This is a genomic window from Streptomyces sp. NPDC096132 (assembly GCF_044763345.1).
Lineage (GTDB): Bacteria > Actinomycetota > Actinomycetes > Streptomycetales > Streptomycetaceae > Streptomyces.
The window spans coordinates 403,293-426,716 of record NZ_JBIWGA010000005.1; the positions used below are offsets into that span (position 1 = coordinate 403,293).

Here is a 23,424-nt window from a genome sequence, read left to right on the forward strand (position 1 = left end):
TATGAACGGGCCGTCAAAGAAGAGTCAAGTCAATTCAAAAACCCAGACGTTCCCGGCGAACGGAATAGACGACGAAACCCGCGCCCAGGGCGAGCAGCGTCGTGCCGCCGACCACGTACGGGGTGGTGTCGAAGCTTCCGGTGTCGGCGAGGCGGGTGCCGTCGTCGGCCGTGGTCGCCGCGCCGCCGGTCGAGTCCGTCGTACTGGACGCGGCGCGCACCTGTGTCGTGACCTGCGTGGTCGTCTCCGTTCTCGCCGTGGCGTCCTGGGACGCGTTGGCGGACGGGACGAACCACAGGGCGCCCAGCAGGGTCCCCGCGGCGGTGGCGGTCAGCAACGGACGGCGAGCGGATGACACGGAATATCGATCCCCTTGTGGCGCTGGCGAATTGGCCGTGTGACCCGATGCTAATGAAAGGCGCGGGTCGCGGGAAAGTTGCGGGAGCTGTGAGCCGTACTCTCCGGGCATGAGCACTGAGGAGACATCCCGTTTTGTGCGGCTTCGGGTGGAGCTGGTCGTGGAGGTGCGCGACGGCGACGCGTTGACGCGGGCGGCGGTCGGGCGGATCGCCGCCGACCCGGACACCCCGGACGCCGAGCGCGCCCACGCCGAGAGCGCTGTGACGGAAGACACCGCGGAGGCACTCGCCTATCTCGTGGATCCGTTCGACCTGGTCAGTGAGGTGCCGGGAGTGGAGCTCCAGCAGGCCTCCTGGTCCGCGGAGCAGATCGACTACGACCCGGATTCGCCCGAGTGGGACCTCGACGAGGATGATGGCGGGGACGACGGCGAAGAAGCCGGCGGCATCGGCTGAGCGTCCCGGGGAATTCGTGCCCCGGGGGGAACCGCCGCCCGGGGTTTCGTCGTCTCATCAGACGCACGGACCGACATCCGCACCACCGGTCCCGGCCGGGCTCGGTGCCCCCTGGACGTGGTGTGCCCCACACATTCGGAGAATGTGGAACGGGACGAACCGGTCGTAGCGTTTAAGTTCTCTAACGGGGACTCTCGGGGTTTCAGGGAATCGGCAACGATGGAGAAGCGTGTGATGACGGACAGTAGGCGGCGCCGAGGTCTGACGACGGCGTCCGCACTGCTCGGCGGTGTGCTGATGCTGACCGCGTGTTCCAGCGGCGACAGCAGTGCCTCGGACGGCAAGGACAGCTCCTCGCAGGCCAAGGCGGACGAGGCCGCGGCGAAGAAGTCCTCCGAGGCACAGATCAAGATCACGCCCGCGGACGGCTCGAACAACGCCTCCATCAACAACTCGGCGGCCGTCACGGTGAGCAAGGGCACGCTCACCGAGGTGACGATGACCACCGCCGAGGGCACCGCCGTGGAGGGCACGCTCTCCGCCGACAAGACCAGCTGGAAGCCGAACGCCCAGCTGGAGCGCTCGACCACCTACAAGGTCGCCGCCAGCGCGAAGGACTCCAAGGGCCTGGAGGCCCACGAGAACGCGTCCTTCACCACGGTCTCCCCGGACAACAGCTTCATAGCCAACTTCACGCCCGAGGACGGCTCGACCGTCGGCGTCGGCATGCCCGTCTCGATCAACTTCAACAAGGAGATCACCAACAAGGCGGACGTGCAGAAGGGCATCACCGTCACCTCCAGCAGCGGCCAGGAGGTCGTCTGTCACTGGTTCTCCACCGTCCGCATGGACTGCCGTCCCGAGGACTACTGGAAGGAGAACTCCACCGTCACGCTGAAGCTGGCGCTCGACGGTGTCGAGGGCTCCAACGGTGTGGTCGGCGTCCAGCAGAAGACGGTCACCTTCAAGATCGGCCGCAACCAGGTCACCACCGTCGACGCGCAGACCAAGCAGATGAAGGTCACGCAGGACGGCAAGGTCATCAAGACCATCCCGATCTCGGCCGGTTCGCCCGACAACAAGACGTACGAAGGTCAGATGGTGATCTCCGAGAAGTTCAAGGAGACCCGGATGAACGGCGCGACGGTCGGCTTCACCGACTCCGACGGCAAGGGCGAGTACGACATCAAGGACGTGCCGCACGCCATGCGCCTGACCACCTCCGGCACCTTCGTGCACGGCAACTACTGGGGTGCGAAGTCCATCTTCGGCGCGGTGAACACCAGCCACGGCTGCGTGGGTCTGTCCGACACCAAGGGCGCCAACGACCAGAGCACCCCGGCGGCCTGGTTCTACAACAACTCGATCATCGGTGACGTCGTGGTCGTCCAGAACACCGGCGACAAGACGGTGTCCCCGGACAACGGCCTCAACGGCTGGAACATGGACTGGGCGCAGTGGAAGGCCGGTTCTGCGGTCTAGGTCCGGTCTCGCACGGTCGTGAAGGCGGCTGCCCCACGGGGCGGCCGCCTCTCGCGTGTTCCCTCTTTCGGGTGTCTCCCTCAGCTGCGGCGGCGCCGGCGCCAGGACTTCCGCCGGGCCACCACGGGTGGCGGCTCAGGCGGTTTCCCGACCGGGCGTGCCTTCTTCCGGGACGCGCCGGACTCGCGCTCCGGGGCACGTCCCGGTGCCCTGACGTTCTCCACCAGGAACTGCCCCTGCCGGTCCACGGCACGGGTCACGGACTCCTGAAGGATGCCGAACGCGATGGCCCACGCGATGATCTGAGTGGATGTGTCGAGCGCGGTGAGCCCCGGGAAGAAGCGGCCGCTGAGAAGGATGACGCCGATGACGGCGGTGAGCGCTCCGACGGGCAGCCTCAGCAGGAGCAGAGCGGTCGTCACATGGTAGGGACCCGAGGTTCCCCGGGCCTTGCGCAGGGAGATCGCCCCGGCGACGGCCGCGCCGAGCATCCCTGAGAACTCGACGAACCAGACGCCCTGCCAGCTCGGTTTCGGCCCGAGAGGGCAGATGGTGGGTACCGCGTTCGGGTCGTCCGCGTCCCGGGGGAAGCAGAACCGTGCACCGACGGCCTCTTCCGTCAGGGCCCACAGGGCGAAGCCGAAGGCGATCAGCGCCATGGTGACGGTGGCCGCGCACACGATCCGGGTGAAGCTCCGCACCTTCGCCCGCTCCGCCTCCTCCGCCTGATAGGCGGCGTGCAGAGTCTGAGCGAGCAACTCCCGGTCCTCCGCCGCGACCTGGGCACGCGACCGGGACAGCACCTCCTCCAACTGCTGGAGCCGCACGTCCTCCGGATCGAGATGGAGACGGGCCTGAACGAGGACGGGCAGCCCCTTCCAGCGGAGTTCGGATTCCGGCACCAGACGCAGGACGGCGACCTCGGCCTCGTGCATGTTCGCGCATGCCCGGTCCGCCGCCTTGCCGGTGACGTGCTCCCAGGGCCCCTTCGCCCGCAGCGCCTCCCGTGCCGCCTTGAGGTGCGCGTCCGCCTTCTTGAGGTACTCCTCGTCGGGTGCGGTGTGCGCCTGACGTCTCGTTCTGTTGATCTGCCCCTGCAGATCGGCGACATGGGCCGTGATGCGTTGGAACCAGGACGCGTTCTTGCTGACGGCCACGTCGCCATCGTCGTTCGTCGGTGGAGTTCTGGCGGCCATCTCCGGCTCCCAGCGCCTGTGGGGCACCCCTGTTCCATTGAATCTCCGGCTCGGGCGTCCCGCAATCGAGCCACCTCCGGTCCCGCCCTGACAGGTGGCCACGGGCTCACACTTTGCTCTCGGACAGCCTTCTCATGTTTCTCTTATTTCTGCCTTATGGAGTCATCACGCGGCGTACCTAGCTTGCGGCGCATGTTCTTCACCTACCTGAGGCGCGAGCTGCGCCGCCGCAGAAAGGCGGCCCTCGTCGTCGCCTCCGGACTCGCGCTGGGCATCGCGCTGGTCATCGTGGTCTCCTCCGTGTCCTCCGGCATGGGGAAGGCCCAGGACAAGGTCCTGCAGTCCCTGTACGGCCTGGGTACGGACATGACGGTCACCAAGGCCGCCTCACCCACCGCGAGCGCCTCGAACCGGCCGCGCTTCCAGTTCGACGCGCAGGACAACGACTCCGACGAGGAGCAGAGCAGCGACCAGGTCATGGTCCAGGGCTTCCAGACCCTGGCGACCTCGACCGTCACCAAGGTCGGCAAGCAGAGCGGCGTCGCGGACGCGGTCGGCGGGCTGAGCCTCCAGGTCATCAAGATCAACGGCCAGTTCACCCGCGGCCAGTTCCAGCAGAACGGCAACGGCGGCCAGCAGGGCGGCCCCGGCGGCAACGGCGGCGGCAACGGCCAGCCGCAGGGCGAGGTGCAGGGCGGCGGCGCCAATTTCGACGTCAACAACTACTCCGTCTTCGGCACCGACGTCACCCAGCCCGCCCTCGGCCCGCTGACCTCCTCCAAGATCACCAGCGGTCGCACCTTCAAGACCTCGGAGACCAACGCCAAGGTCGCCGTCGTCGACTCGGCGTATGCCAAGGAGAAGAAGCTCAAGGTCGGTTCGACCGTCACCATCAAGAGCGTCAAGTTCAAGGTGGTCGGCGTCGCCACGGCCGACAGCGGTGACTCCGCCGCCAACCTCTACATCCCGCTGACCCAGGCGCAGACCCTCAGCGACTCGAAGAACAAGGTCACCACGATCTACGTCAAGGCGACCGACTCCCAGCAGATCGACAGCGTCAAGTCGACGATCCAGAAGAACGTCTCCGGTACGACGGTGACGACCTCCGCCGACCTCGCGGACACCGTCTCCGGCTCCCTCTCCACGGCCTCCTCCCTCGCCACCAACGTCGGCAAGTGGCTGTCCATCGCCGTCCTCGTCGCGGCCTTCCTGGTCGCCGGCCTGCTCACCTCCTCCGCGGTCTCCCGCCGCGTCCGTGAGTTCGGCACGCTCAAGGCCCTGGGCTGGAAGTCCCGCCGGGTCACCGGCCAGGTCGTCGGCGAGGCCATGGTCAACGGTCTCCTCGGCGGCGCCCTCGGCATCGCGCTGGGCCTCGCGGGCGCCTACGCCGTGACCGCCATCAGCCCCACCCTGGAGGCCTCGCTCGGCGGCGGCGGCGGTGGCGGCGGCGGTGGCATGGGCCAGGGCGGCCCCGGCGGCGGTGGCGGCGGCTTCGGCGGCCCCGGCCGCGCGGCGGCCAAGACGCTCGACGTGGCGCTCACCGCGCCGGTCAGCGTCACGACCGTGGCCATGGCGGTCGGCCTCGCGGTGGCCGGCGGCCTGATCGCGGGCGCGTTCGGCGGCTGGCGCGCGTCGAGGCTCCGCCCGGCGGACGCACTGCGCCGAGTCGAGTAGTACCGCCAGCCCTCACGAACTTCAGGAGTTGACTCCACCATGTACGAACTCAGAGGCGTCACCAAGCGCTACACCCGCGGCAAGGACATCGTCCACGCCCTCGACGGCGTCGACCTGACCATCGCCGACGGCGACCGGCTGGTCATCCAGGGCCCGACCGGCGGCGGCAAGTCCACCCTCCTCCAGATGCTCGGCGGCCTCGACCGTCCCTCCGAGGGCGAGGTCGTCCTCGACGGCACCGACCTCGCGAAGCTCTCCGAGGCCAAGCTGACGAAGGTGCGCAGCGAGAACATCGGCTTCGTCTTCCAGTCCTTCAACCTCATCCCGACGCTCACCGCGCAGGAGAACGTCGAGACCGCCCTCGTCCCGCTGGGCGTCAAGGTGAAGGAGAGGCGCGAGCGGGCGGCGGAGGCGCTGAAGTCGGTGGGCCTCGGCGAGCGCCTCGGCCACCTCCCGTCGGAGATGTCCGGCGGCCAGCAGCAGCGTGTCGCCATCGCCCGGGCGCTGGTGAAGCAGCCGAAGGTGCTGCTCGCCGACGAGCCCACCGGCAACCTCGACGAGGGCATGCGCGACGAGATCATGGACGTGCTGGAGCGCCTGTGGAAGGAGCACGGGCTCACCTTCATCATGGTCACCCACGACTCGGCGATCGCGAAGAAGGCGCCGCGTCTGGCGACGATCCGCAAGGGGAAGATCACGGTGAAGGAGAACGCGGCGTCGTCCTGACGCCTCGTACGTCTGACGTGGTAATCCTCAAGTTTGGCGTACTTTTGGCGTATTGAGGCGGCAGATCACCCCCCGGCATACTTCTGTGTGTTCCGGGGGGTTTGCGCATGAAGAGTGTCTGGCTCGCTGTTGTCTCCGTACTCCTACTGTTCGCAGGTTCGATCGGCCCGGCAGCGGCCGAGACCACCACACGCACCGGTGCCCGGGCGACCGACCGGCACCATCTCACCCTCATCACCGGCGACCGGGTCACCGTGGACGGGCGGGGGCGGGTCGTCGGCCTGTCCCGGGCGCCGGGCCGCGCCCACATCCCCGTGCAGCTCCGCAGCTGGGCCGGCCACACCCTCGTCGTCCCGGCGGACGCGGCCGCCCTCGTCGCGGCGGGCAGGCTCGATCGCCGCCTCTTCGACGTCACCGAGCTGAACAGGTCCAGGTCCGGTACGGCGTTGCGGGTGATCGTCGGCTACCAGGGCACCGCCACGTCCGCCAGGGCCGACGTCCGCGAGGCGGGCACCCTGCGCCGCACGCTGAGGTCCCTCAACGCGGACGCGGTGCAGACCCCGCACCAGGACACCCCCGAGCTGTGGGACGCGGTGACGAACGGCGACCGGACCGCCTCCGGTGTCGCGCACGTCTGGCTGGACGGGGTGCGCCGCGCGAGCCTGGACAAGTCGGTCCCGCAGATCGGGGCCCCGAAGGCGTGGGCGGCCGGTTACGACGGCAAGGGCGTGAAGATCGCGATCCTGGACACGGGCATCGACACCACCCACCCGGACCTCAAGGGCCAGGTAACGGCGGAGAGGAACTTCTCCACGGCGGCCGACACGAGGGACCGCTTCGGCCACGGCACGCACGTGGCGTCGACGGCGGCCGGTACGGGCGCGAAGTCCGGCGGGAAGTACCGGGGCGTCGCGCCAGGCGCCAAGCTCCTCAACGCCAAGGTGCTGGACGACGAGGGACTCGGCGAGGACTCCTCGATCGTCGCCGGCATGGAGTGGGCGGCCGAGCAGGGCGCCGACATCGTCAACCTCAGCCTCGGCGGCCAGGACACCCCGGACGTCGACCCCATGGAGGCGGAGGTGAACAAGCTCTCCGCCGAGAAGGGCATCCTCTTCACCATCGCCGCGGGCAACGACGGCCCGGAGAGCCTGGGTTCACCGGGAACCGCCGACGCGGCACTGACCGTCGGCGCGGTCGACGGCCGCGACCGTCTGGCGGACTTCTCCAGCACCGGCCCGCGCGTCGGCGACGCCGCGGTCAAACCGGACCTCACGGCACCCGGCGTGGACATCACGGCGGCCTCCGCGGCGGGCAGCGCGATCGCCCAGCAGGAGGGCGAGAAACCGGCCGGATACGTCAGCCTCTCCGGTACGTCGATGGCGACGCCGCATGTGGCGGGCGCGGCGGCGATCCTGAAGCAACGGCACCCGGGATGGACGTACGCCGAACTGAAGGGTGCACTGGTCGGATCAGCCAAGGCCGTCACCGTCGCCGTGGCCGTCGCCAAGTACACGCCCTATCAGCAGGGTTCGGGCCGCGTCCGCGTCGACCAGGCGGTCCGGCAGACGGTGATCGCGGACCCGGTGTCGCTGAGCTTCGGCATCCAGCAGTGGCCGCACACGGACGACAGGCCTGTACGGAAGCGCCTCACGTACCGCAACCTCGGCACCAGGGCGGTGACGCTGACCCTGTCGGTGGAGGCGACGGACCCCAAGGGCCGCCCCGCCCCCGCCGGCTTCTTCACCCTCGCGGCGAGGAAGGTGACGGTCCCGGCGGGCGGTGAGGCCTCGGTGGGCGTCACGGTCAACACCCGCCTGGGCGGCGGCCTCGACGGCACCTACTCCGCGTACGTGACGGCGAAGGGCGGCGGCCAGTCCGTCCGAACGGCCGCCGCCGTACAACGTGAGGTGCAGTCGTACGACGTGACAGTGCGCCACATCCGCAGGGACGGCGCACCGGCCCCGAGCTACTTCACGACGGTGTTCGGCTACACGGGCCTGGCGAAGGACCGCAGCCACCAGATACCGGTGAAGGCCTCCGGCACCGCGACCCTGCGCCTGCCGAAGGGCACCTACCTGCTGGACGCGTGGACGGCGAAGGACCTGGTCGGCTTCCAGGGTGGCGTGGACTGGCTGGTCCAGCCGAGGCTGAACGTCACCAAGGACACGACGGTGACGATCGACGCCCGGCGGACGAGGACGGCGGACATCAGGGTGCCGGCCGCGTCGGCGAAGCCACTCTCCGCGACGATCGACTACGTGTACCTGCCGGCGGGGGTGGGAGTCGGCCTGAGCGTGAGCTCCTTCTCCGGACTCCGCATGGCCCACCTGGGCCCGGCCGCCGGGCGTGGCCTGACACAGACCTGGAGCGGCCAGTGGGTGCAGGGCGCGAGCACGGAGTACGACGTGGCGACGACCGCGGCGGTCCGCACGATCCAGGGCGCGAAGGTCCGCCACTTCAAGGCGGGCGAGTTGGCGAGGACCAGGAACAGCCTGGGCGCGTCCGTGCCGGGGAAGACGGGTGGGCTGACGGTCTGGGGCGACTTTCCGCAGGACATGGTCCTCGGTCTGCCGGTGACGCAGTCGCTGCCGGGGACCCGGACGGTGTATCTCTCCACCTCCGACCGGGTCCGCTGGTCCATGGACTTCGAGCAGTACGGCAGCGGTAGGGACGAGGGTGGGCAGCCGGTGGTGGAGGCGTATTACACGGCGGGCGAACCGAGGGCGCTGCGGGCGGGTGCGACTTACGCCAACACCTTCAACAGGGCTGTCTTCGGTCCGCACCTGTCGACGGAGCATGGGCTGTTCCGGGTGGGCAACAGCATCTACGGCTATCTGCCCCTGTTCGCGGACTCGGCGGGGCATGTGGGGTCGTCCCTGTTCACGAAGGCCGAGACCACTCTCTATCGCAACGGCGCCAAGGTGAGGACGGTCGAGGATGCGCTGTTCGGTGGGGAGGAGTTCAAGGTTCCGGCGGGGGAAGCGGGTTATCGGCTGACGTCGTCGGTACGGCGGAGTGGGGAGGTTGCGGGGGCTTCGAGTCGGGTGGTGGTGAGCTGGACGTTTCGGTCCAGGCGGCCGGGGGGTGACGACGTGGTGTCCCTGCCTGCGTCCACTGTGCGCTTCGGCGCGGTGACGGGTGCGGACAGTGGGGTGGCGGCGGGACGGAAGGTGTCGTTTCCGGTGCGGGTGGAGGGGGCGGCGGCTCGGGGGGCTCAGTTGCGGTCGTTGAGGGTGTGGGTGTCTTACGACCGGGGGGTGAGCTGGAAGAAGGTGGCGGTGAGTGAGGGGCGGATTTCGGTGACGAATCCGGCGGCGGGGCAGTCGATCTCGTTCCGGGGGGAGGTTGTGGATCGGAAGGGGAACAAGGGGGCGGTGTGGGTGTACGACGTGTACTACGGGCGGTCTGATTGATCAACTTCACACCAGACGGTCTTGCGGTCCGCTCTCTGCTCCACGCCCCAGCTGTCCGCGAGGGCGTCCAGCAGGGCGAGGCCTCGGCCGGACTCCTCGGTGGTGGTCGCGGGCAGGAGCGCGGGGAGGGTGCGGGGGGCGGGGTCCGTCACTTCGATGCGGGTGCGGCCGTATGAGGTGCCCGTGACGCGGACGGTGACCGGGGTGCCCTCGCCGAGGTGGTCGATGACGTTGGTGAGCAACTCGCTGACGCAGAGGCGTACGTCGTAACTGTGCCGGCGGAGATGGTCGCGGAGTTCGGGGACGGACTTCGGGGTGGCGAGGAGGCTGAGTTCGAAGGTCACTGCGCGGCGGCCTTCCGGAGGACGGCGGCCAGTTCGGCGGCGGTGGCGGGGTTGCAGTTCCCGAGTGCCACGAGGCTCTGGCGGTAGGGGGAGGCGAACGTCGCCAGGTCGACCCGGAGCGAGGGCAGCGTGATGCCGTGCAGGGCGAGGGCGGCGCGGAGTTCCTCCACGCAGGCGATCGTGTCGTTGGGGGTGGCCACGGGTCTCTCCTGTGCGCTCTGTGACGAAACGCTCACAGAATGCTTTCCTGCTGGCTACCGTGAAAGAGGTTTCGCGTTCGCGATCCGTATGGCGGAGGAGGGTGAGCGGTGGCCCGGGGCAAGGACATTGACGGCTCGATGAGCGTTCCGACCTTCTACGGCAAGGAGTTGCGGTGGAAGAGGGAGGCGGCGGGGCTGTCGTTGGAGGGGTTCCTGGAGGGGAGCTTCTACGGCAAGACGTATCTGAGCGACATTGAGCACGGAGAGCGGCGGATGCCGATCGATCTGGCTCGGCATGCGGATCGGGTCCTCGGGACTGACGGGTTCTTCGAGCGGCACTGTGAGGACGTACGCAAGGCACGCAGGGGTCCGCATGCCGCGTACTTCGAGAAGGTCCTGGAGGCGGAAAAGTACGCGGAGTGCATTGAGGAGTGGTGCCCCGTCACCTTTCCCGGACTGCTTCAGACGGCCCCGTACGCGCGGACGATGGTCCGGTCGTCCCATCCGGCGGCAACCGACGAGTGGGTGGAGGAGAAGGTGACGGCCCGTCTCGCTCGCGCCCGTCTCTTCGAGGACGATCACTCCACACCGGAGTACTGGGTGATCCTGCATGAGTCGCTGATCGCCGAGCCGATCCTCCCGCCACTGGAGATGGCCGAACAGTTGGACCAGGTCGTGGAGTTGGTCGAGCGGCACCGGATCACTCCGCAGATCGTTCCGCGGACGTGTGGCCCCTATCCCCTGATGGCCGCCTCCGTCATGGTGATGACCTTCCCGGACGCGCCGCCGCTGGTCTACACCGAGGCGTCGTACAGCGGTGACACCATCGACGATCCGGCCCTCGTGAAGCAGTACCGCAAGGCATACGATCGGCTCAGGGCCGTCGCACTGTCACCGGAGACGTCCCTGGCCATGATCAAGGCGGCGGCAGAGGATTTCCGAAATGGTGAGCAACCGGGTCGACTTGAGTGACGCGCTCTGGACCAGGAGCAGCTACAGCAACGGCGACGGCGGCAACTGCGTCGAAGTCGCCGCCAACATCCCCGGCCTCATCCCCATCCGCGACTCCAAGCTCCCCCACGGCCCCACCCTCCTCCTCACCCCCACCGCCTGGTCCTCCTTCCTCGCAGCAATGCACTCCCCAGCACCGCGACCCCTTCCCTGATCAGCGCCGTCGGAGTCGCCGCGTACCCGAGCACCAGCCCAGGACGGCCGGGGAGTTGGCGATGCCAGGACAGTGGGTGGCACTTGACGCCCCTCGACAGCGCGGCGGCCGCCAGCTCCCCGTCCGGGACGTCCGCCGCGTACGTGACCGTCAGATGCAGCCCCGCCGCAGCCCCGTGCACCACCGCGCCCGGCAGATGCGCGGCGAGGGCCTCGGTCATCGCGTCGCGGCGCCTGCGGTGGCGGTCGCGCAGCAGCCGTAGGTGGCGTTCCAGCGCGCCGGACTCCAGGAGGCGGGCCAGGACCAGTTGCGGCAGGGCCGCGTTGCCCAGGTCGTTGAAGCGTTTCGCGTCGATCAGGGCGTCCCGGTGGCGGCGTACCGGGACCATCCAGCCGATCCGCAGCGCGGGGGCGAGGAGTTTGGAGACGCTGCCCATGTAGCAGACGTGGTCGTCGGCGAGGAGCGCGCGCAGCGCCGGTACGGGCGGGCGGTCGTAGCGGTGCTCGGCGTCGTAGTCGTCCTCCAGGATCAGGCCGCCGTCCCGCGCCCAGCGCAGCAGTTCGCGGCGGCGTTCGCCGCTGGTCACCATGCCCATGGGGAACTGGTGGGCGGGGGTGAGCAGGGCCGCGCGGGCGCCGGTGGCGCGGAGGGCGTCGACCCGTATGCCCTCGTCGTCGACCGGGACGGGCGGGGTGGCCAGGGAGGACGCGTGCCGCAGGTGCTGGCGGGCGCCGAGGGAGCCGGGGTCCTCCACCGCCACGGCGTCGATGCCGTCGGCGCGCAGGACGGGGTGCAGGAGGGTGAGGGCCTGGGCGATGCCGGCGACGATCAATATGTCCTCCGGGTCCACCTGGACGCCGCGCGTGCGGGCCAGCCAGCCGCTGACGGCGCGGCGCAGGGGGAGGGCGCCGCGTGGGTCGCCGTAGCCGAGGTGCTCGGCGGACAGGTCGGCGAGGACGGAGCGTTCGGCGCGCAGCCAGGCCGCGCGGGGGAAGGCGGTGAGGTCGGGGCGGCCGGGGGTGAAGTCGACGCGGGACGGGGTGGCGCGGAGCAGGTCGAAGACGTCCGTGCCCGGCTCGCCCGCGAACAGCGCAGCACCAGGCGCGGGACGCCCGGAGGCCGGCAGCGGCGGCGACGCCGTCGGCGGCGGTACGGCGACCACCACCGTGCCGGCGCGGCGGCGGCCCTCCACATGGCCGTCCTCGGTCAGCCGCCGGTACGCCTCCGCGACCACCCCGCGCGATACGCGCAGGTCGGCGGCGAGGAGCCGGGTCGGGGGCAGCCTGCTGCCCACCGCCAGCCGCCCGTCGGCCATCGCCCGCCGCAGCCGCCCGGCGAGCCAGTCCGACTTGCCGTCGGCAGGGACGGCAGCGGCGTCGAGCTGAAGGAAGTCGGAGCCGATCGTCTGCTCGTCCCCGAGCGCCGGCCTCTCCCGGATCGTCTGCTCGTCCCCGAGCGCCGGCCTCTCCCGGATCCCCCGCTCTTCTCCGTCCACCCTGCTCATGCTCGCACGCGTCACTCCGCCGAGCTCTCGCCGAAGACGAACTCCGGCGCCGACCGACTGAGTACGGCGGCCGTCGGCGTCACCGGCCAGTGCGCGGTCAGTTCCTCCGCGAGGGTCTTCAGCAGTTCGGGCACGATCCGTCCGCCCTCCGCGTCCATCGCCTCCGCCACCACGAGGATCCGGGTGGTCCGCGTGCCGACCGCGGAGTACCCGCTCTGCCGGTTCGTCCAGCGGCGGGCGTGGGCCCGGCCGGAGGAGTCGGCGAACGTCACCTCGCCGGGCGCCGGATGCTCGCTGCCGCCCCCGAAGGGCGTGTACTCCTCGTCGCCGCGCGCCTGCCGTACCTCCAGCAGTGGTCCGGCGATCCGGTCGGCGTCGAGGGCGGCCACCGGGACGGCGTACGCCACCGACAGCGCGTTGCACAGATCGACCACCGGATGGATGCGCGGCAGGCCGCCCTCCTTGCGCAGCCGGCGCAGCAGGGACTCCGAGGCGCACCGGTACTGCGTGGGCCTGAGCCCCATCCGGGAGAAGACGCGCCGCCAGGCCAGCACCTCGGGGAACGTGCCCTCGGTGCCCTCGGCGGCCAGCCGGGCGGCGGCCCGTTCGCTGTACGTCGCGACACGCGCCCCCGTGTCGGCGACCGCGTCGACACCGGAGGCGTACAGCACCCCGGCGGTGAGCTCGGGGTGGGCGGACCACAGCGCGTCCGCGTGCCGGAAACGCAGGGGAGTGGTCAGCGGAAACGCCGTGCTCAAGGGGACCTCCGGGCTTCGGGACGGGTGGTGGCTTCCCTCCCACCCTGGTGCGCTCATGGTCCGGCCGACAGAGCCAAAGAGGGAGGCGTACGGCGGTCCATAACCGGCCGCCGCCGGCCGCCACCCGCCCCCCACGGGCCGCCGGGACTGAGCGCTGAGCGAACACACCCCCGGAAGAGCAGCCTCCGCCCGTCTCTTCGTGCTTGCGTACCCCCATGACGGCACCCGAGACAGCCACGCCTCCCACGCCACGCACCACGGTCGAGTACATCCGGTACCGCATTCCCGAGGAGCGGTCGGCGGAGTTCCTCGCCGCCTACCGCCGGGCCGCGGTGCACCTCGCGGCCTCCCCGCACTGCGTCGACTACGAACTGGCCCGCTGCGAGGAGGACTTCGAGCACTTCATCCTGCGGATCACCTGGACGTCGACCGAGGACCACCTCCAGGGGTTCCGGACGTCGGACCTGTTCCCCGTCTTCCTCGCCGAGATCCGGCCCTATGTCGGGGCCATAGAGGAGATGCGGCACTACAAGGCCACGTCGGTGCGCGGTGAGGGCTCCGCCGTGCCCACGCTGTACGCGTGGGCGGGCGGGGCGGAGGCGTTCGCCCGGCTGACGGAGGTGTTCTACGCCAAGGTCGTCGAGGACGACCTCCTCGCTCCCGTCTTCGCGGGCCTCGCCCCCGAGCACGCCGAGCACGTCGCCCTCTGGCTCGCGGAGGTCTTCGGGGGGCCGGAGTCCTACTCGCTGACCCAGGGCGGCCACGGCCACATGGTCGCCAAGCACTTCGGCCTCGGCATCAGCGAGGCCCAGCGGCGACGCTGGGTCAACGTCATCCAGGACGCCGCCGACGAGGCCGGCCTGCCGACGGACGCGGAGTTCCGGTCCGCCTTCCTCGCCTACGTCGAGTGGGGCACCCGCCTGGCCGTGTACTTCTCCGGCCCGGACGCCAAGCCGCCCGCCGAGCAGCCGGTGCCGAAGTGGGGGTGGGGGGCGGCGCCTCCGTACCAAGGCTGAGCACCCCTGCGCGCCGTCCCGGCTCAGGCGGACGGAGACTGGGAGTCGGCCCCCGCCCGTGTCGCGTCGGTGCCCCAGCTGGCCAGCAGGCGCAGGGCCTCCGCCGACGGGGAAGCGGGTTCCGCGTGGTACGTCACCAGCGTCTGGTCGCCGTCGTCCACGAGCCTGAAACCCTCGAAGTTGAGGGAGAGGTCGCCGACGAGCGGGTGGTGCAGGCGCTTCACGCCGTGGCTCTTCTCCTTCACGTCGTGGGTCGCCCACAGTCGGCGGAAGTCCTCGCTCTTGACGGAGAGTTCGCCGACGAGGGCGGACAGCCGCGGGTCGTCGGGATAGCAGCCGGCGTCCATGCGCAGCGCGCAGACGATGTCGATCGCCTTCTGCTCCCAGTCCACGAACAGCTCGCGGTACTCCGGCTTCAGGAACACCAGCCGCGCCCAGTTCCGCTCCGGCGCCGGCAGCTCCCCCCAGTCGCCGAAGAGCGCGGCCGCCATCCGGTTCCAGGCGAGGATCTCCGAGCGCCGCCCGACGATGTACGCGGGCACGCCGTCCATCGTGCCGAGGAGCTGCCGCAGCGAGGCCCGCACCTGCTGCGGGCGCGCCGTCTGCTTCTTCTTGTGCTTCGGCTTCGCCAGGTGGGTGAGGTGCGCGTGCTCGGCGTCGGTCAGCCGCAGGGCCCGCGCGATCGAGTCCAGGACCTCAGCCGACACGTTCCGCCCGTTGCCCTGTTCCAGGCGGGTGTAGTACGCCACCGACACCCCGGCCAGCTGCGCCAGCTCCTCGCGCCGCAGCCCCGGCACCCTGCGGTGCCGGCCGAAGTCGGGCAGCCCCACGTCCTCCGGCTTGAGCCTGGCCCGCCGGGTGCGCAGGAACTCGCTCAGCTCGGCACGCCGGTCCAGGGGCGCGCCGGACGGCTCGGGAGCCTCGGTCGTGGAGTCCATACGTCCAGTATTCATGGTCGTACGACCACGATCCTGACCCCGCCAGTAGTAGGCACGGCAGACGTACGCAAAGGCGTGACCTGGGTGATTCCCCTGCCGTACGGCAGGCTGGACGCCGTGCCCGGCCGGAAGGCAGGCCGGGACGCCATCCCCCCGCTAGGAGAACCCCGGCATGACCACCGTTGCCGCGTACGCCGCACCCGCCGCCAAGGCTCCGCTGGAGCGCACGACGATCGAGCGCCGTGCGGTCGGCGAGTTCGACGTCCTGATCGACATCAAGTTCGCCGGTATCTGCCACTCCGACATCCACCAGGCCCGCGAGGGCTGGGGCGAGGCGATCTTCCCCATGGTCCCGGGCCATGAGATCGCCGGCATCGTCGCCGAGGTCGGTTCCGGCGTCACCAAGTACGCCGTCGGCGACCGGGTCGGCGTCGGCTGCCTCGTCGACTCCTGCCGCGAGTGCGACAACTGCAAGGCCGGCCTGGAGCAGTACTGCACCGGCTCCGGCGGCGTCGGCACGTACAACGCCCTCGACAAGAACGGCGAGCCCACCTACGGCGGCTACTCCCAGAAGATCGTCGTCGACGAGAACTACGTCGTCCGCATCCCCGACGGCCTCGCCCTGGACGTGGCCGCGCCGCTCCTCTGCGCCGGCATCACCACGTACTCCCCGCTGAAGCACTGGAACGCCGGCCCCGGCAAGAAGGTCGCGATCCTCGGCATGGGCGGCCTCGGCCACATGGGCGTCAAGATCGCGCACGCGCTCGGCGCCGAGGTGACCGTGCTGTCCCAGTCGCTGCGCAAGAAGGACGACGGCCTGAAGCTGGGCGCCGACCACTACTACGCCACCAGCGACGAGAAGACCTTCGAGGAGCTGAAGGGCACCTTCGACCTCATCCTCTCCACGGTCTCGGCCCCGCTGAACCTGGACGCGTTCCTGTCCCTCCTCAGGACGGACGGCGCCTTCGTCAACGTCGGCGCCCCCGAGGAGCCCGTCAAGCTCAACCTCTTCTCGGTGATCGGCGGCCGCAAGACCCTCGCCGGCTCCGGCATCGGCGGCATCCAGGAGACCCAGGAGATGCTGGACTTCTGCGCGGAGCACGGCTTCGGCGCCGAGATCGAGCTGATCAGCGCGGAGGAGATCAACGACGCGTACGAGCGGGTGCTGTCGAGCGACGTGCGGTACCGGTTCGTGATCGACACCGCGACGATCTGACGACCGTTCCGACGGTCTCCGGACTATGGGGCCGCCCCCGGCGTACGCGCCGGGGGCGGCCCCATGTGCATGTCCATGTCCATATCCATGTCTTTGTGCTCATCCCAGGCAGTCGAAGGGGGCGTCCACCGACGGCTGGTACACCGACCAGACGATCATGACCTGGAGGGCGAGGAGCAGCAGAGCCGCCGGCAGCACCATCCCCGCCATCTGCACCGGCCCGCGCGGATGCCGCGGCTGCAGCAGCCGCCGCGCGGCGAGCGCCACGGCGGCGAGCGTGGCGAGGAGCCCGGCGTACGCGGCCGCGTACATCGGCCAGGTGCTCGCCAGATCGCGGCACTTGGCCAACTCGGCGGCGGCATGCCGGTCCTCGACCGCGTTGAAGCAGTACGCCATCAGCACCCCGAGGGCGAGCAGGGCGACGGAGGCGGACGCGATGCGCCACCCCTCGCCGTGCGCGGCGGAGGCGGGGGCGGTGTCCAGGTCCGTGAGCGTGTCGGTACTCATGACCCTCAAGATGAGCGACGAGCCCTGTCGGGTTCCCGTCCCAGCAGCCTCGCATAGCCGTCCCGCTAAGGCGAGGTTGATTACGGAGTACGTTGGATGCGAGGAGGCCTCACGTGGAGGAGAGGAGGCCTCACGATGAACGTTCAGCTGAACCACACCATCGTTGCCGCGCACGACAAGCGGGCCTCGGCCCGGTTCCTCGCGGACATCCTCGGTCTGGAAGTGAGCGAGCCGTACGGCCCCTTCGTCCCGGTCGCGATCCCCAACGGCGTGACCCTCGACTACCAGGACACGGAAGAGGACATCACCCCGCAGCACTACGCGTTCCTGGTGTCCGAGAAGGACTTCGACGCGATCTTCGGCCGCGTCCGGGAGGCCGGGCTGACCTACTGGGCCGACCCCTTCCACCGCCGGCCGGACGAGATCAACCACAACGACGGCGGCCGCGGAGCGTACTTCGACGACCCGAACGGCCACCGCCTGGAGATCCTCACGCGGCCCTACGGGAGCGGAGGCGACTGACCATGCCCGTGCACACCGTCCGACCGGACCTCAGGGTTCTCAACGACAGCATCGAGGTGCCCGGCATCGGGCATCTCCCGGTGAACGCTTTCGTCCTGCTCGCCGCCGAGCCCGTCGTCGTCGACACCGGGCTCGGGCTGCCCGACCGCGACTTCCTGGAGACGGTCGGTTCCGTGCTGGACCCCGCCGACGTGCGCTGGATCTGGCTCACCCACCCGGACCGGGACCACACGGGCGGGCTCTACGACCTGCTCACCGCCGCGCCCGGGGCGCGCGTGGTGACCACGTTCCTGTCGGTGGGGCTCCTGTCCTGCGAGCGGCCGCTGCCGCTCGACCGCGTCCGGCTGATCAACCCGGGCCAGACCCTGGACGTCGGCGACCGCACCCTCACCGCGTACCGGCCACCGCTGTACGACAACCCGGGCACGGTCGCCTTCTTCGACGACCGGTCGGGAACCTGCTTCAGCTCCGACTGCTTCGGCGGGCCGATGCCCAGCGCCGAACTCGCCCGGAGCGACGACGTCCGCGAGATCGACGCGGAGGAACTCCGCACCGCGCAGCTGCTGTGGGCGACGGTCGACAGCCCCTGGGTGGAGAACGTCGACCACGAGAAGTTCCTGGCCGGCTTCGAGCCGCTGCGGGAGAGGGAGCCGGAACTCATCCTCTCCACCCATCTGCCGCCCGCCCGGGGTCTGTCCGGGACGCTGATCGACCGGCTGGGCGCGGCGGCCGGCGCCCCCGCGTTCGTAGGGCCGGACCAGGCGGCGCTGGAGCGGATGCTGGCGGGGTTCGAGCCGAGCGGAGGCGGGCGGCCGCGGGTGGTGCCTGGGACGCCTGGGTGAGGTCAGGGCAGGTGGAGTGATTCAGGCACGCAGGCCCTTGAGCCCGTCGTACGCGGGGCAGCTTGCTCAGCGTTCGATGAAGTGGGGGTCCGGCCATGCGGAGATCGGTTCGTCGGAGACCGAGTAGATCTCCAGGAGCGACAGGTAGCCGCCCTCGGTGAAGACGAGGACACCGGCCCAGTGCGGGGCGCCGTACGAGGCCTCCACGGCCGGATTGTCATGCGACGGCGCAGGAGCCACCGCCGTACGGTCCACTTCGAGATCGACCGTCACGCAACCGCAGCCACACCTGCGCACCACCCGCGCGTGGGGAATCTGGGCCAGCAGGGCGCCGCTCACCGGGTCCGAGCCGGCCAGCAGCGCCCGCAGAGTCGCCGTGGCTTCCGCCGACAGTGGCTCGGGCAACAAGTTCGTCTCCCAACGGGTAGGGGTGTTCCTGGGGCAGCAGTCGGGCGGCGGAGTCCAGCGGTCGGGGTGGACCTCGCGAGCGTAGCTCGACAGACAGGCCGGCCCGGCGCCCACTCGAACCGTCTCGGGCAACGGAGTCATCGTCCGGCCGTCATGGAAGATGTGCGCATGGTTGATCACTCTTCCGCGATACCTCTCATGTCACTCGTGAACGACATGCAGGCGCTCGCGCTCTCCGGTGACGCGACGAACAGAGACAGCTACACCTTCGGCAGCGCCACCGCCGTCATCGGCAACGCCGGAACGGTGATCATCGTGGAAGCAGGAGACGCACTCGACAGGAGCGGCGTGTGGAACGCCGAGGAGGTCCGTCTGCTCGGCCCGGCTCCCACGCCAGTCAGGGAAAGACTTGTGGATCAGCCCTGGGAATCGGGCACGGCCGACGCGAGATTGCCTGTCCATTTGATGGTTCGGCTACCGCAGGACCTCATGTATCTCGGCACCGGCACCGTGGCTCAAGCCGGAACGGAACTACGTCCGGGCCATACCGAGCACGTTCTCACTGACTGCGTCTTTCGGCTCGACACTCCCCTGAGCAGGCCTGACCTGGACCGGGTCCGTCCTCTCCTTCCTTCGCTGGATCTTCCTGGCCTGGAGTGGCTGAGCAGTGTGAACGGCAACAGATCGACCGCACTCGAACAGTTCATCACCGGCTGGCACCCCACGACGTCCGAGGCCCCCCAACCACCGTCGGCGCAGGCGCCCCCGCTCAACCTGCCGGACAGACTGAGGCACTTCTACGACCTGGCACGGCACCGCCCGAATGCCCTCGGAGTGCAGAACCGGATCTTCCCCGCGCCCAAGCTCCCGACCGATCCGAACGGGATGATCATCTTCGGCGAGGAGAACCAGGGAGGGTTCGTCTGGTCGCTGCAGCAGTCGCTGGATGGTCCCGTATCCGATCCGACTGTCTGGTTCCAGGGGTACGACGAACCCCCCATCGCCGAAGAGGAGCCGCTCAGTGGCTTTCTCCTCCAGTTCTCCCTCTTCGAAGCCGCTATGGGAGCCGACTACCTGGCGCTCCCCCACGAACCGACCGCGCAACAGGTCCAGCGGCTCGTCGAAGGCCTGCACCCCGTGCCCCTGCGTCCCTTCTGTCCCTGGTACCCCACCCGGTTCTATGTGGCCCCAGGCCTCATCGTGCACGTCTCGGACCCAGCAGGTGACGACAGTTTCAGTGTCTGGGCCGGCGCCACCCACCGCAGCGCCCTCGCCCCGTTGGCCGATGCAGCGATCGAGTGGAACCAATTCGACGGGTGACCTCACTTCGCCCCATCTTCGCTGCGGGCATCATGGGTGTCCGACGTTGGAGGAGTGACGCCCATGAGACTGGTCTCCGACCCCGGGTACGGCGAAGTGGTTCTCTCCGCCTCGGCGGAAGAACTGGCGGAGTTGGCAAGCGCGGTGGCCCAGGGCGAGGGGCTGCTCGGCTCCACCCTTTCGCCGGGCAGCGACACCCTGACCGGGGTCGAGGTCAGAGGTACTTCCGGCCCCGGAGTCCTCATCCACCGGGACGCCGAGCGACACATCCTCGTGATCAGCGGTGACACCGCCGGCAGGGCGGTACTCGCGGAGAATCTGCGGGGCATGGCCACTGCCGATGACGGCGGTCACCTCCACATCGACTACTTCCCCGGGCACTACTACCTCGCCGAAGGATCACTGCCCTTGGTCGTCAACAGCCCGCACGGAGGCATGCCAATCCGGTAAGTGGGCCAGTCGTTCGCCGCGATCAGCGGCTGTGTGGATCCATTCCAGAAACACAACATGCCGTCCCAGCCCCAAAACCCGTCCCGCCTCCCGATCTGACGATCTACTCTGCTCCTCAATGCTCTGAGCCGGGGCGGAGGTCCCGGGCGAGCTTCTGAGCCGGCGGCTCCAGCGCGCGCTCATACAGTCAAACGGGTGGGGAAGACAGTGGTTCGCCAATCACAGGCCGGCATTGCTATTGCCATGCTCATGACCTTCTCGACGCTCGTCGCATGCGAGTCAGGGCAGGGCTCCCCGGCGGGTACAGCGTCGGAAGAAACAAAGACGGCCGGGATAGAGGACAAGCCGTTGGGCGAGGCGGACCTGGAGCGGGCAGCGATCACGGACACGGATCTCGACGGCTACGAGGTCAATCGGATCCTGGCTGCTCCCGCGGCGTCTCGCAGGACGGCGGATCCTGCCGAATGCGCGCCCGTCGTTCAGGCCCTGGGGGGAAGCAGCGGCTTCACCGCCACCGCGCGCATCGGCCGGATGATCTCCTCGAAGGAGCACGGCCCCGGAGCATCCATGATCCTTTCGTCACACAGCGCCGGCGATGCCGCGCGGGTGATCGACGCACTCCGCACGGCCGCCAAGCGGTGCAAGACCTTCAAGGACATCGGGGTGGGCTTCCGGTACGACGAGGCCGTACTCCAGCCCGACCCCGGCTACGGCGATGAATCCGTGTCCCTCCGGCTCACGCAGCTCGCGGCGGACAGTGAGGACGACGAGCCCGTCCGAGTTCCCTACGCGGTGGTGGCCGTTCGGCAAGGGGCGACGGTCGCCATGTTCTACGAGTTCAACCGCCCCCGAGGGCCACGGGGCGAGGACCCGGCTGTCGTACCGGAAGAGATCATCAAGGCCCAGCTGAACAAGCTCAGCGAGCCGGCGGTTTCCAAGCGACCGTAGTCACGCACTGGCCGTGCGGTGCGGCGTGGGTGGCTCAGGAGGTGGCGTTCCAGGAGTGTGCGACGTCGATGACGAGGCGATCGTCCAGCTGCGTCACCCGGAACGGCAGCCGCGCACGCACGCCGACCCCGATCCGCACATCGTTCTCGAGGGCAGCGGCGTAGCGAGTGTCCTTGAACGTCTTGTAGCCCGTGACGTCCACTCCGGGCAGCGGTTGCCCGTGCTGCCCCGGGTAGGACTGCGTTCCGGTCGACGGGTCGTAGTTCGGGCCCACGGCGATCTGGAGGATCGCCCCGCCCGCTACGGGGATCTCCCCCGTGGCGGGCGTGATCAGCTTGTCGACGTACTTGACCTGGTAGTCGATCGGACCGGCCGCCGTCCCCCTGAAGTCGAGGACCATGCGGTCGAAGCACTCGTGCTGACCGGTCCTGATGTTCACCAGCGGGGGCCTGTAGCTCCCACCGTCCTCACCACCCGTCCACACGTGCTTCTCAAGGCTTCCCCACCCGGTCTCACACGCCACCGACGCGCCGGTGTCGGCCCGCGCCGTCCCCGCCGCTCCTGCGATCCCGGCTCCCGCCAGCATGATGGCTGCCAGTGTGGTTCCGAGTCGTCGCATGCCCGCTCCCATGATCGAGTACCTGTGCACGGCGCGCCCATGCCCCTCCGACAGGCGTGACATGGGAAGCCGCTGCGGTTCAGGCTGGGTTCATCATGTGACCGGACCTGGCCCGGACCATCACGAAACGACAACGGCCGATCATGCGGCCTACCGCCGCAGATGCGCGAGCACGCCCTCAGCCACCGGATACGGCAGCTCCCGCGGCAACAGCGCGGCGGCAAGCCCGAGTTCACCGACGCGCACATGACCGTGCACCTTCCGGGCCAGCGGAGTCACATCCTCGATCCCGACGATCCACTCGTCGGCGAACCGCACGGTCGCCTCCCCGGCGAGCCCCAACTGAAGAGACCGGTACGGAAGCGGGTTGAGACGCAGATCCCGCTCCGGATCCCACTGCACCCGCGCCGGCGCCCGCCGCAACCGCCGCTTCCAGTCGACGCGGTCACGTGCAGCTCCGGCACGTGGTGCGACAGACACGCATGCCGCAGCGCCCACTCGAACCCCTCCCGGCTGATCTCGATCGCCAGAACGGTTTCCTGTCCCCAGGGGCTTTGTGGTGTCTGCCCAAGTCCGGCGTGTACACAGCGTCGGGGCGCATGGGGTATTCGGCTACTTCAGTACCAGCGGACTTGGCCGGCTGCCCCCTGGTGCGTACGGGCCGCATGGCGGAGAACGCGCAGCGGGCCGTCAAGTAGCCCGTCCGCGTCGTGGGTGGGATCGTCACCCAGCCCAGTCATCCACGCATGGATCCGCTCGATCGCGTCACGACGTGGGGTTCCGGTCAGGGTAAGAGCCTCCTCGGCCGCAGGCAGCTGAGCACGGACTTGCTCGGCGTCGAGAAGGAAGTCCCCGAACCAGCCCGGCAGTCGCAGCGTCGCGTCGGGACCCAGGGCGTAAGCCAAGGCGGAGAAGGGGTTGGCCCTGCGCGCCGTGGCCACGAACAAACCCTCTTCGATATCGGGTGGAAACTGGTCCATGACGACCTCGCGCAGCTTCTCCGCATCGTCGGAGTCGTCATGGCAGGCGTCGAAGAACGTGCTCAGCCGGAGTGCGTCCTCCTGAGCGCTCCAATCGTCGGCAGTGCTCGTCGACGTGCTGAACAGGGACACCTGCGCCTTGCCCCGCCACCAGGCCAGTTCCCCGGCCACGTCACAGCGCACCTGCGTCGGGGGCGGCGACGAATCCTGAACCGCACCGCTCAGTAAATCCCGTACCTTGTGGTCAGGCACCGCGCCGACGATCCACACACCGGTGACGCTCAACTCCGCCTCCCCCTGCTCTTCCCACGCAAATCTTGCTCAGTTTCGGCGCTGTCGGCGCCACGATCGTCCGTGCTGCGGGTCCACAGGGAAAGGTCG

Annotated in this window: 25 protein-coding genes and 1 pseudogene; 14 read left to right on the plus strand and 12 right to left on the minus strand. The window is 69.5% G+C overall.

Features of this window, described 5'->3' with window-relative positions; genetic code table 11:
• Positions 1-34 precede the first annotated feature (34 nt).
• On the minus strand, positions 35-358 hold the full coding sequence (locus ACIRF9_RS15000; RefSeq protein WP_403820874.1) for an LPXTG cell wall anchor domain-containing protein: 324 nt from the start codon (positions 356-358) through the stop codon (positions 35-37).
• A 109-nt stretch (positions 359-467) separates the two neighbouring features.
• Here ACIRF9_RS15000 and ACIRF9_RS15005 point away from each other — a divergent pair, with 109 nt between their 5' ends.
• Both ACIRF9_RS15005 and ACIRF9_RS15010 read left to right on the plus strand, forming a co-directional pair.
• A complete protein-coding gene (locus ACIRF9_RS15005; protein WP_403820877.1) occupies positions 468-815 on the plus strand; it encodes a hypothetical protein in 348 nt (115 codons plus the stop codon).
• Positions 816-1,034: 219 nt separating this feature from the next.
• Entirely contained in the window at positions 1,035-2,297 is a 1,263-nt protein-coding gene (locus ACIRF9_RS15010) for an Ig-like domain-containing protein (RefSeq protein ID WP_403820880.1), read from the plus strand.
• Positions 2,298-2,377: 80 nt separating this feature from the next.
• Here the strand turns inward: ACIRF9_RS15010 and ACIRF9_RS15015 are convergent, their stop codons facing one another.
• Entirely contained in the window at positions 2,378-3,454 is a 1,077-nt protein-coding gene (locus tag ACIRF9_RS15015; RefSeq protein ID WP_403820883.1) for a hypothetical protein, read from the minus strand.
• A gap of 231 nt (positions 3,455-3,685) precedes the next feature.
• On the opposite strand from ACIRF9_RS15015, the gene ACIRF9_RS15020 reads away from it, so the two are divergent.
• From ACIRF9_RS15020 to ACIRF9_RS15030, 3 genes are all read left to right on the plus strand, one after another.
• Positions 3,686-5,167: an ABC transporter permease gene (locus tag ACIRF9_RS15020; RefSeq protein ID WP_403820886.1), complete on the plus strand. Its 1,482-nt coding sequence runs from the start codon at positions 3,686-3,688 to the stop codon at positions 5,165-5,167.
• 39 nt (positions 5,168-5,206) lie between these two features.
• On the plus strand, positions 5,207-5,893 hold the full coding sequence (locus ACIRF9_RS15025; protein ID WP_403820888.1) for an ABC transporter ATP-binding protein: 687 nt from the start codon (positions 5,207-5,209) through the stop codon (positions 5,891-5,893).
• 107 nt (positions 5,894-6,000) lie between these two features.
• Positions 6,001-9,306, plus strand: coding sequence for a S8 family peptidase (locus ACIRF9_RS15030; RefSeq protein ID WP_403820891.1), 3,306 nt, complete (start codon positions 6,001-6,003; stop codon positions 9,304-9,306).
• On the opposite strand, the gene ACIRF9_RS15035 is transcribed toward ACIRF9_RS15030, so the two are convergent.
• Both ACIRF9_RS15035 and ACIRF9_RS15040 read right to left on the minus strand, forming a co-directional pair.
• The gene (locus tag ACIRF9_RS15035) at positions 9,288-9,650 is read right to left on the minus strand and encodes an ATP-binding protein (protein ID WP_403820894.1); all 363 of its coding nucleotides are present in this window, start codon (positions 9,648-9,650) and stop codon (positions 9,288-9,290) included. The two genes, ACIRF9_RS15030 and ACIRF9_RS15035, sit on opposite strands and share 19 nt — an antisense overlap.
• Positions 9,647-9,850, minus strand: coding sequence for a hypothetical protein (locus ACIRF9_RS15040; protein ID WP_403820895.1), 204 nt, complete (start codon positions 9,848-9,850; stop codon positions 9,647-9,649). The genes ACIRF9_RS15035 and ACIRF9_RS15040 overlap by 4 nt, the downstream gene beginning before the upstream one ends.
• Before the next feature lie 138 nt (positions 9,851-9,988).
• Between ACIRF9_RS15040 and ACIRF9_RS15045 the strand changes: the two genes are divergently transcribed.
• Both ACIRF9_RS15045 and ACIRF9_RS15050 read left to right on the plus strand, forming a co-directional pair.
• On the plus strand, positions 9,989-10,822 hold the full coding sequence (locus ACIRF9_RS15045; protein ID WP_403820898.1) for a helix-turn-helix domain-containing protein: 834 nt from the start codon (positions 9,989-9,991) through the stop codon (positions 10,820-10,822).
• The gene (locus tag ACIRF9_RS15050; protein ID WP_403820900.1) at positions 10,794-11,015 is read left to right on the plus strand and encodes a DUF397 domain-containing protein; all 222 of its coding nucleotides are present in this window, start codon (positions 10,794-10,796) and stop codon (positions 11,013-11,015) included. Before ACIRF9_RS15045 ends, ACIRF9_RS15050 begins: the two co-directional genes overlap by 29 nt.
• On the opposite strand, the gene ACIRF9_RS15055 is transcribed toward ACIRF9_RS15050, so the two are convergent.
• Complete coding sequence (locus tag ACIRF9_RS15055; protein WP_403820903.1) at positions 10,948-12,519, minus strand: PLP-dependent aminotransferase family protein; 1,572 nt, start codon at positions 12,517-12,519, stop codon at positions 10,948-10,950. The genes ACIRF9_RS15050 and ACIRF9_RS15055 overlap by 68 nt on opposite strands.
• Before the next feature lie 11 nt (positions 12,520-12,530).
• Complete coding sequence (locus ACIRF9_RS15060; RefSeq protein WP_403820906.1) at positions 12,531-13,277, minus strand: B3/4 domain-containing protein; 747 nt, start codon at positions 13,275-13,277, stop codon at positions 12,531-12,533.
• A gap of 215 nt (positions 13,278-13,492) precedes the next feature.
• On the opposite strand from ACIRF9_RS15060, the gene ACIRF9_RS15065 reads away from it, so the two are divergent.
• A complete protein-coding gene (locus ACIRF9_RS15065; protein ID WP_403820909.1) occupies positions 13,493-14,293 on the plus strand; it encodes a group II truncated hemoglobin in 801 nt (266 codons plus the stop codon).
• 23 nt (positions 14,294-14,316) lie between these two features.
• On the opposite strand, the gene ACIRF9_RS15070 is transcribed toward ACIRF9_RS15065, so the two are convergent.
• Positions 14,317-15,231 (minus strand): helix-turn-helix domain-containing protein, encoded by a 915-nt coding sequence (locus ACIRF9_RS15070; RefSeq protein ID WP_403820911.1) that lies wholly within the window; start codon positions 15,229-15,231, stop codon positions 14,317-14,319.
• A 172-nt stretch (positions 15,232-15,403) separates the two neighbouring features.
• On the opposite strand from ACIRF9_RS15070, the gene ACIRF9_RS15075 reads away from it, so the two are divergent.
• A complete protein-coding gene (locus tag ACIRF9_RS15075; protein WP_403820914.1) occupies positions 15,404-16,447 on the plus strand; it encodes an NAD(P)-dependent alcohol dehydrogenase in 1,044 nt (347 codons plus the stop codon).
• A gap of 99 nt (positions 16,448-16,546) precedes the next feature.
• On the opposite strand, the gene ACIRF9_RS15080 is transcribed toward ACIRF9_RS15075, so the two are convergent.
• On the minus strand, positions 16,547-16,954 hold the full coding sequence (locus ACIRF9_RS15080) for a hypothetical protein (protein ID WP_403820916.1): 408 nt from the start codon (positions 16,952-16,954) through the stop codon (positions 16,547-16,549).
• A gap of 135 nt (positions 16,955-17,089) precedes the next feature.
• On the opposite strand from ACIRF9_RS15080, the gene ACIRF9_RS15085 reads away from it, so the two are divergent.
• Both ACIRF9_RS15085 and ACIRF9_RS15090 read left to right on the plus strand, forming a co-directional pair.
• Complete coding sequence (locus ACIRF9_RS15085; protein ID WP_403820918.1) at positions 17,090-17,476, plus strand: VOC family protein; 387 nt, start codon at positions 17,090-17,092, stop codon at positions 17,474-17,476.
• A 2-nt stretch (positions 17,477-17,478) separates the two neighbouring features.
• Complete coding sequence (locus ACIRF9_RS15090) at positions 17,479-18,318, plus strand: MBL fold metallo-hydrolase (protein WP_403820920.1); 840 nt, start codon at positions 17,479-17,481, stop codon at positions 18,316-18,318.
• A 66-nt stretch (positions 18,319-18,384) separates the two neighbouring features.
• Here the strand turns inward: ACIRF9_RS15090 and ACIRF9_RS15095 are convergent, their stop codons facing one another.
• Entirely contained in the window at positions 18,385-18,723 is a 339-nt protein-coding gene (locus ACIRF9_RS15095; protein ID WP_403820922.1) for a hypothetical protein, read from the minus strand.
• Between the two features lie 210 nt (positions 18,724-18,933).
• On the opposite strand from ACIRF9_RS15095, the gene ACIRF9_RS15100 reads away from it, so the two are divergent.
• The 3 genes from ACIRF9_RS15100 to ACIRF9_RS15110 all read left to right on the plus strand — a co-directional run bounded on the left by ACIRF9_RS15100 (position 18,934) and on the right by ACIRF9_RS15110 (position 21,444).
• Positions 18,934-20,046: a hypothetical protein gene (locus ACIRF9_RS15100; protein WP_403820924.1), complete on the plus strand. Its 1,113-nt coding sequence runs from the start codon at positions 18,934-18,936 to the stop codon at positions 20,044-20,046.
• 63 nt (positions 20,047-20,109) lie between these two features.
• Positions 20,110-20,496, plus strand: a complete 387-nt coding sequence (locus ACIRF9_RS15105) for a hypothetical protein (protein WP_403820927.1) — start codon at positions 20,110-20,112, stop codon at positions 20,494-20,496.
• Positions 20,497-20,691: 195 nt separating this feature from the next.
• Positions 20,692-21,444 carry a hypothetical protein gene (locus tag ACIRF9_RS15110; RefSeq protein WP_403820930.1) on the plus strand — a complete coding sequence of 251 codons (753 nt, stop codon included), beginning with the start codon at positions 20,692-20,694 and terminating at the stop codon, positions 21,442-21,444.
• 34 nt (positions 21,445-21,478) lie between these two features.
• On the opposite strand, the gene ACIRF9_RS15115 is transcribed toward ACIRF9_RS15110, so the two are convergent.
• From ACIRF9_RS15115 to ACIRF9_RS15125, 3 genes and pseudogenes are all read right to left on the minus strand, one after another.
• Positions 21,479-22,063 (minus strand): hypothetical protein, encoded by a 585-nt coding sequence (locus tag ACIRF9_RS15115; protein WP_403820933.1) that lies wholly within the window; start codon positions 22,061-22,063, stop codon positions 21,479-21,481.
• Between the two features lie 150 nt (positions 22,064-22,213).
• Positions 22,214-22,608: pseudogene (locus tag ACIRF9_RS15120) on the minus strand (DUF4291 family protein); the annotation flags it as partial.
• 72 nt (positions 22,609-22,680) lie between these two features.
• Complete coding sequence (locus tag ACIRF9_RS15125) at positions 22,681-23,328, minus strand: hypothetical protein (RefSeq protein WP_403820935.1); 648 nt, start codon at positions 23,326-23,328, stop codon at positions 22,681-22,683.
• Positions 23,329-23,424: the final 96 nt, after the last annotated feature.

Excerpts from the sequence above, each read along its gene's own strand:
- ACIRF9_RS15075 (WP_403820914.1), top strand. The coding sequence starts at position 15,404 with ATGACCACCGTTGCCGCGTACGCCGCACCCGCCGCCAAGGCTCCGCTG.
- ACIRF9_RS15055 (WP_403820903.1), bottom strand. The coding sequence starts at position 12,519 with ATGAGCAGGGTGGACGGAGAAGAGCGGGGGATCCGGGAGAGGCCGGCG.
- ACIRF9_RS15020 (WP_403820886.1), top strand. The coding sequence starts at position 3,686 with ATGTTCTTCACCTACCTGAGGCGCGAGCTGCGCCGCCGCAGAAAGGCG.
- ACIRF9_RS15090 (WP_403820920.1), top strand. The coding sequence starts at position 17,479 with ATGCCCGTGCACACCGTCCGACCGGACCTCAGGGTTCTCAACGACAGC.
- ACIRF9_RS15045 (WP_403820898.1), top strand. The coding sequence starts at position 9,989 with ATGAGCGTTCCGACCTTCTACGGCAAGGAGTTGCGGTGGAAGAGGGAG.
- ACIRF9_RS15030 (WP_403820891.1), top strand. The coding sequence starts at position 6,001 with ATGAAGAGTGTCTGGCTCGCTGTTGTCTCCGTACTCCTACTGTTCGCA.
- ACIRF9_RS15115 (WP_403820933.1), bottom strand. The coding sequence starts at position 22,063 with ATGCGACGACTCGGAACCACACTGGCAGCCATCATGCTGGCGGGAGCC.
- ACIRF9_RS15025 (WP_403820888.1), top strand. The coding sequence starts at position 5,207 with ATGTACGAACTCAGAGGCGTCACCAAGCGCTACACCCGCGGCAAGGAC.
- ACIRF9_RS15080 (WP_403820916.1), bottom strand. The coding sequence starts at position 16,954 with ATGAGTACCGACACGCTCACGGACCTGGACACCGCCCCCGCCTCCGCC.
- ACIRF9_RS15105 (WP_403820927.1), top strand. The coding sequence starts at position 20,110 with ATGAGACTGGTCTCCGACCCCGGGTACGGCGAAGTGGTTCTCTCCGCC.
- ACIRF9_RS15070 (WP_403820911.1), bottom strand. The coding sequence starts at position 15,231 with ATGGACTCCACGACCGAGGCTCCCGAGCCGTCCGGCGCGCCCCTGGAC.
- ACIRF9_RS15010 (WP_403820880.1), top strand. The coding sequence starts at position 1,035 with ATGGAGAAGCGTGTGATGACGGACAGTAGGCGGCGCCGAGGTCTGACG.
- ACIRF9_RS15005 (WP_403820877.1), top strand. The coding sequence starts at position 468 with ATGAGCACTGAGGAGACATCCCGTTTTGTGCGGCTTCGGGTGGAGCTG.
- ACIRF9_RS15085 (WP_403820918.1), top strand. The coding sequence starts at position 17,090 with ATGAACGTTCAGCTGAACCACACCATCGTTGCCGCGCACGACAAGCGG.
- ACIRF9_RS15050 (WP_403820900.1), top strand. The coding sequence starts at position 10,794 with ATGGTGAGCAACCGGGTCGACTTGAGTGACGCGCTCTGGACCAGGAGC.
- ACIRF9_RS15065 (WP_403820909.1), top strand. The coding sequence starts at position 13,493 with ATGACGGCACCCGAGACAGCCACGCCTCCCACGCCACGCACCACGGTC.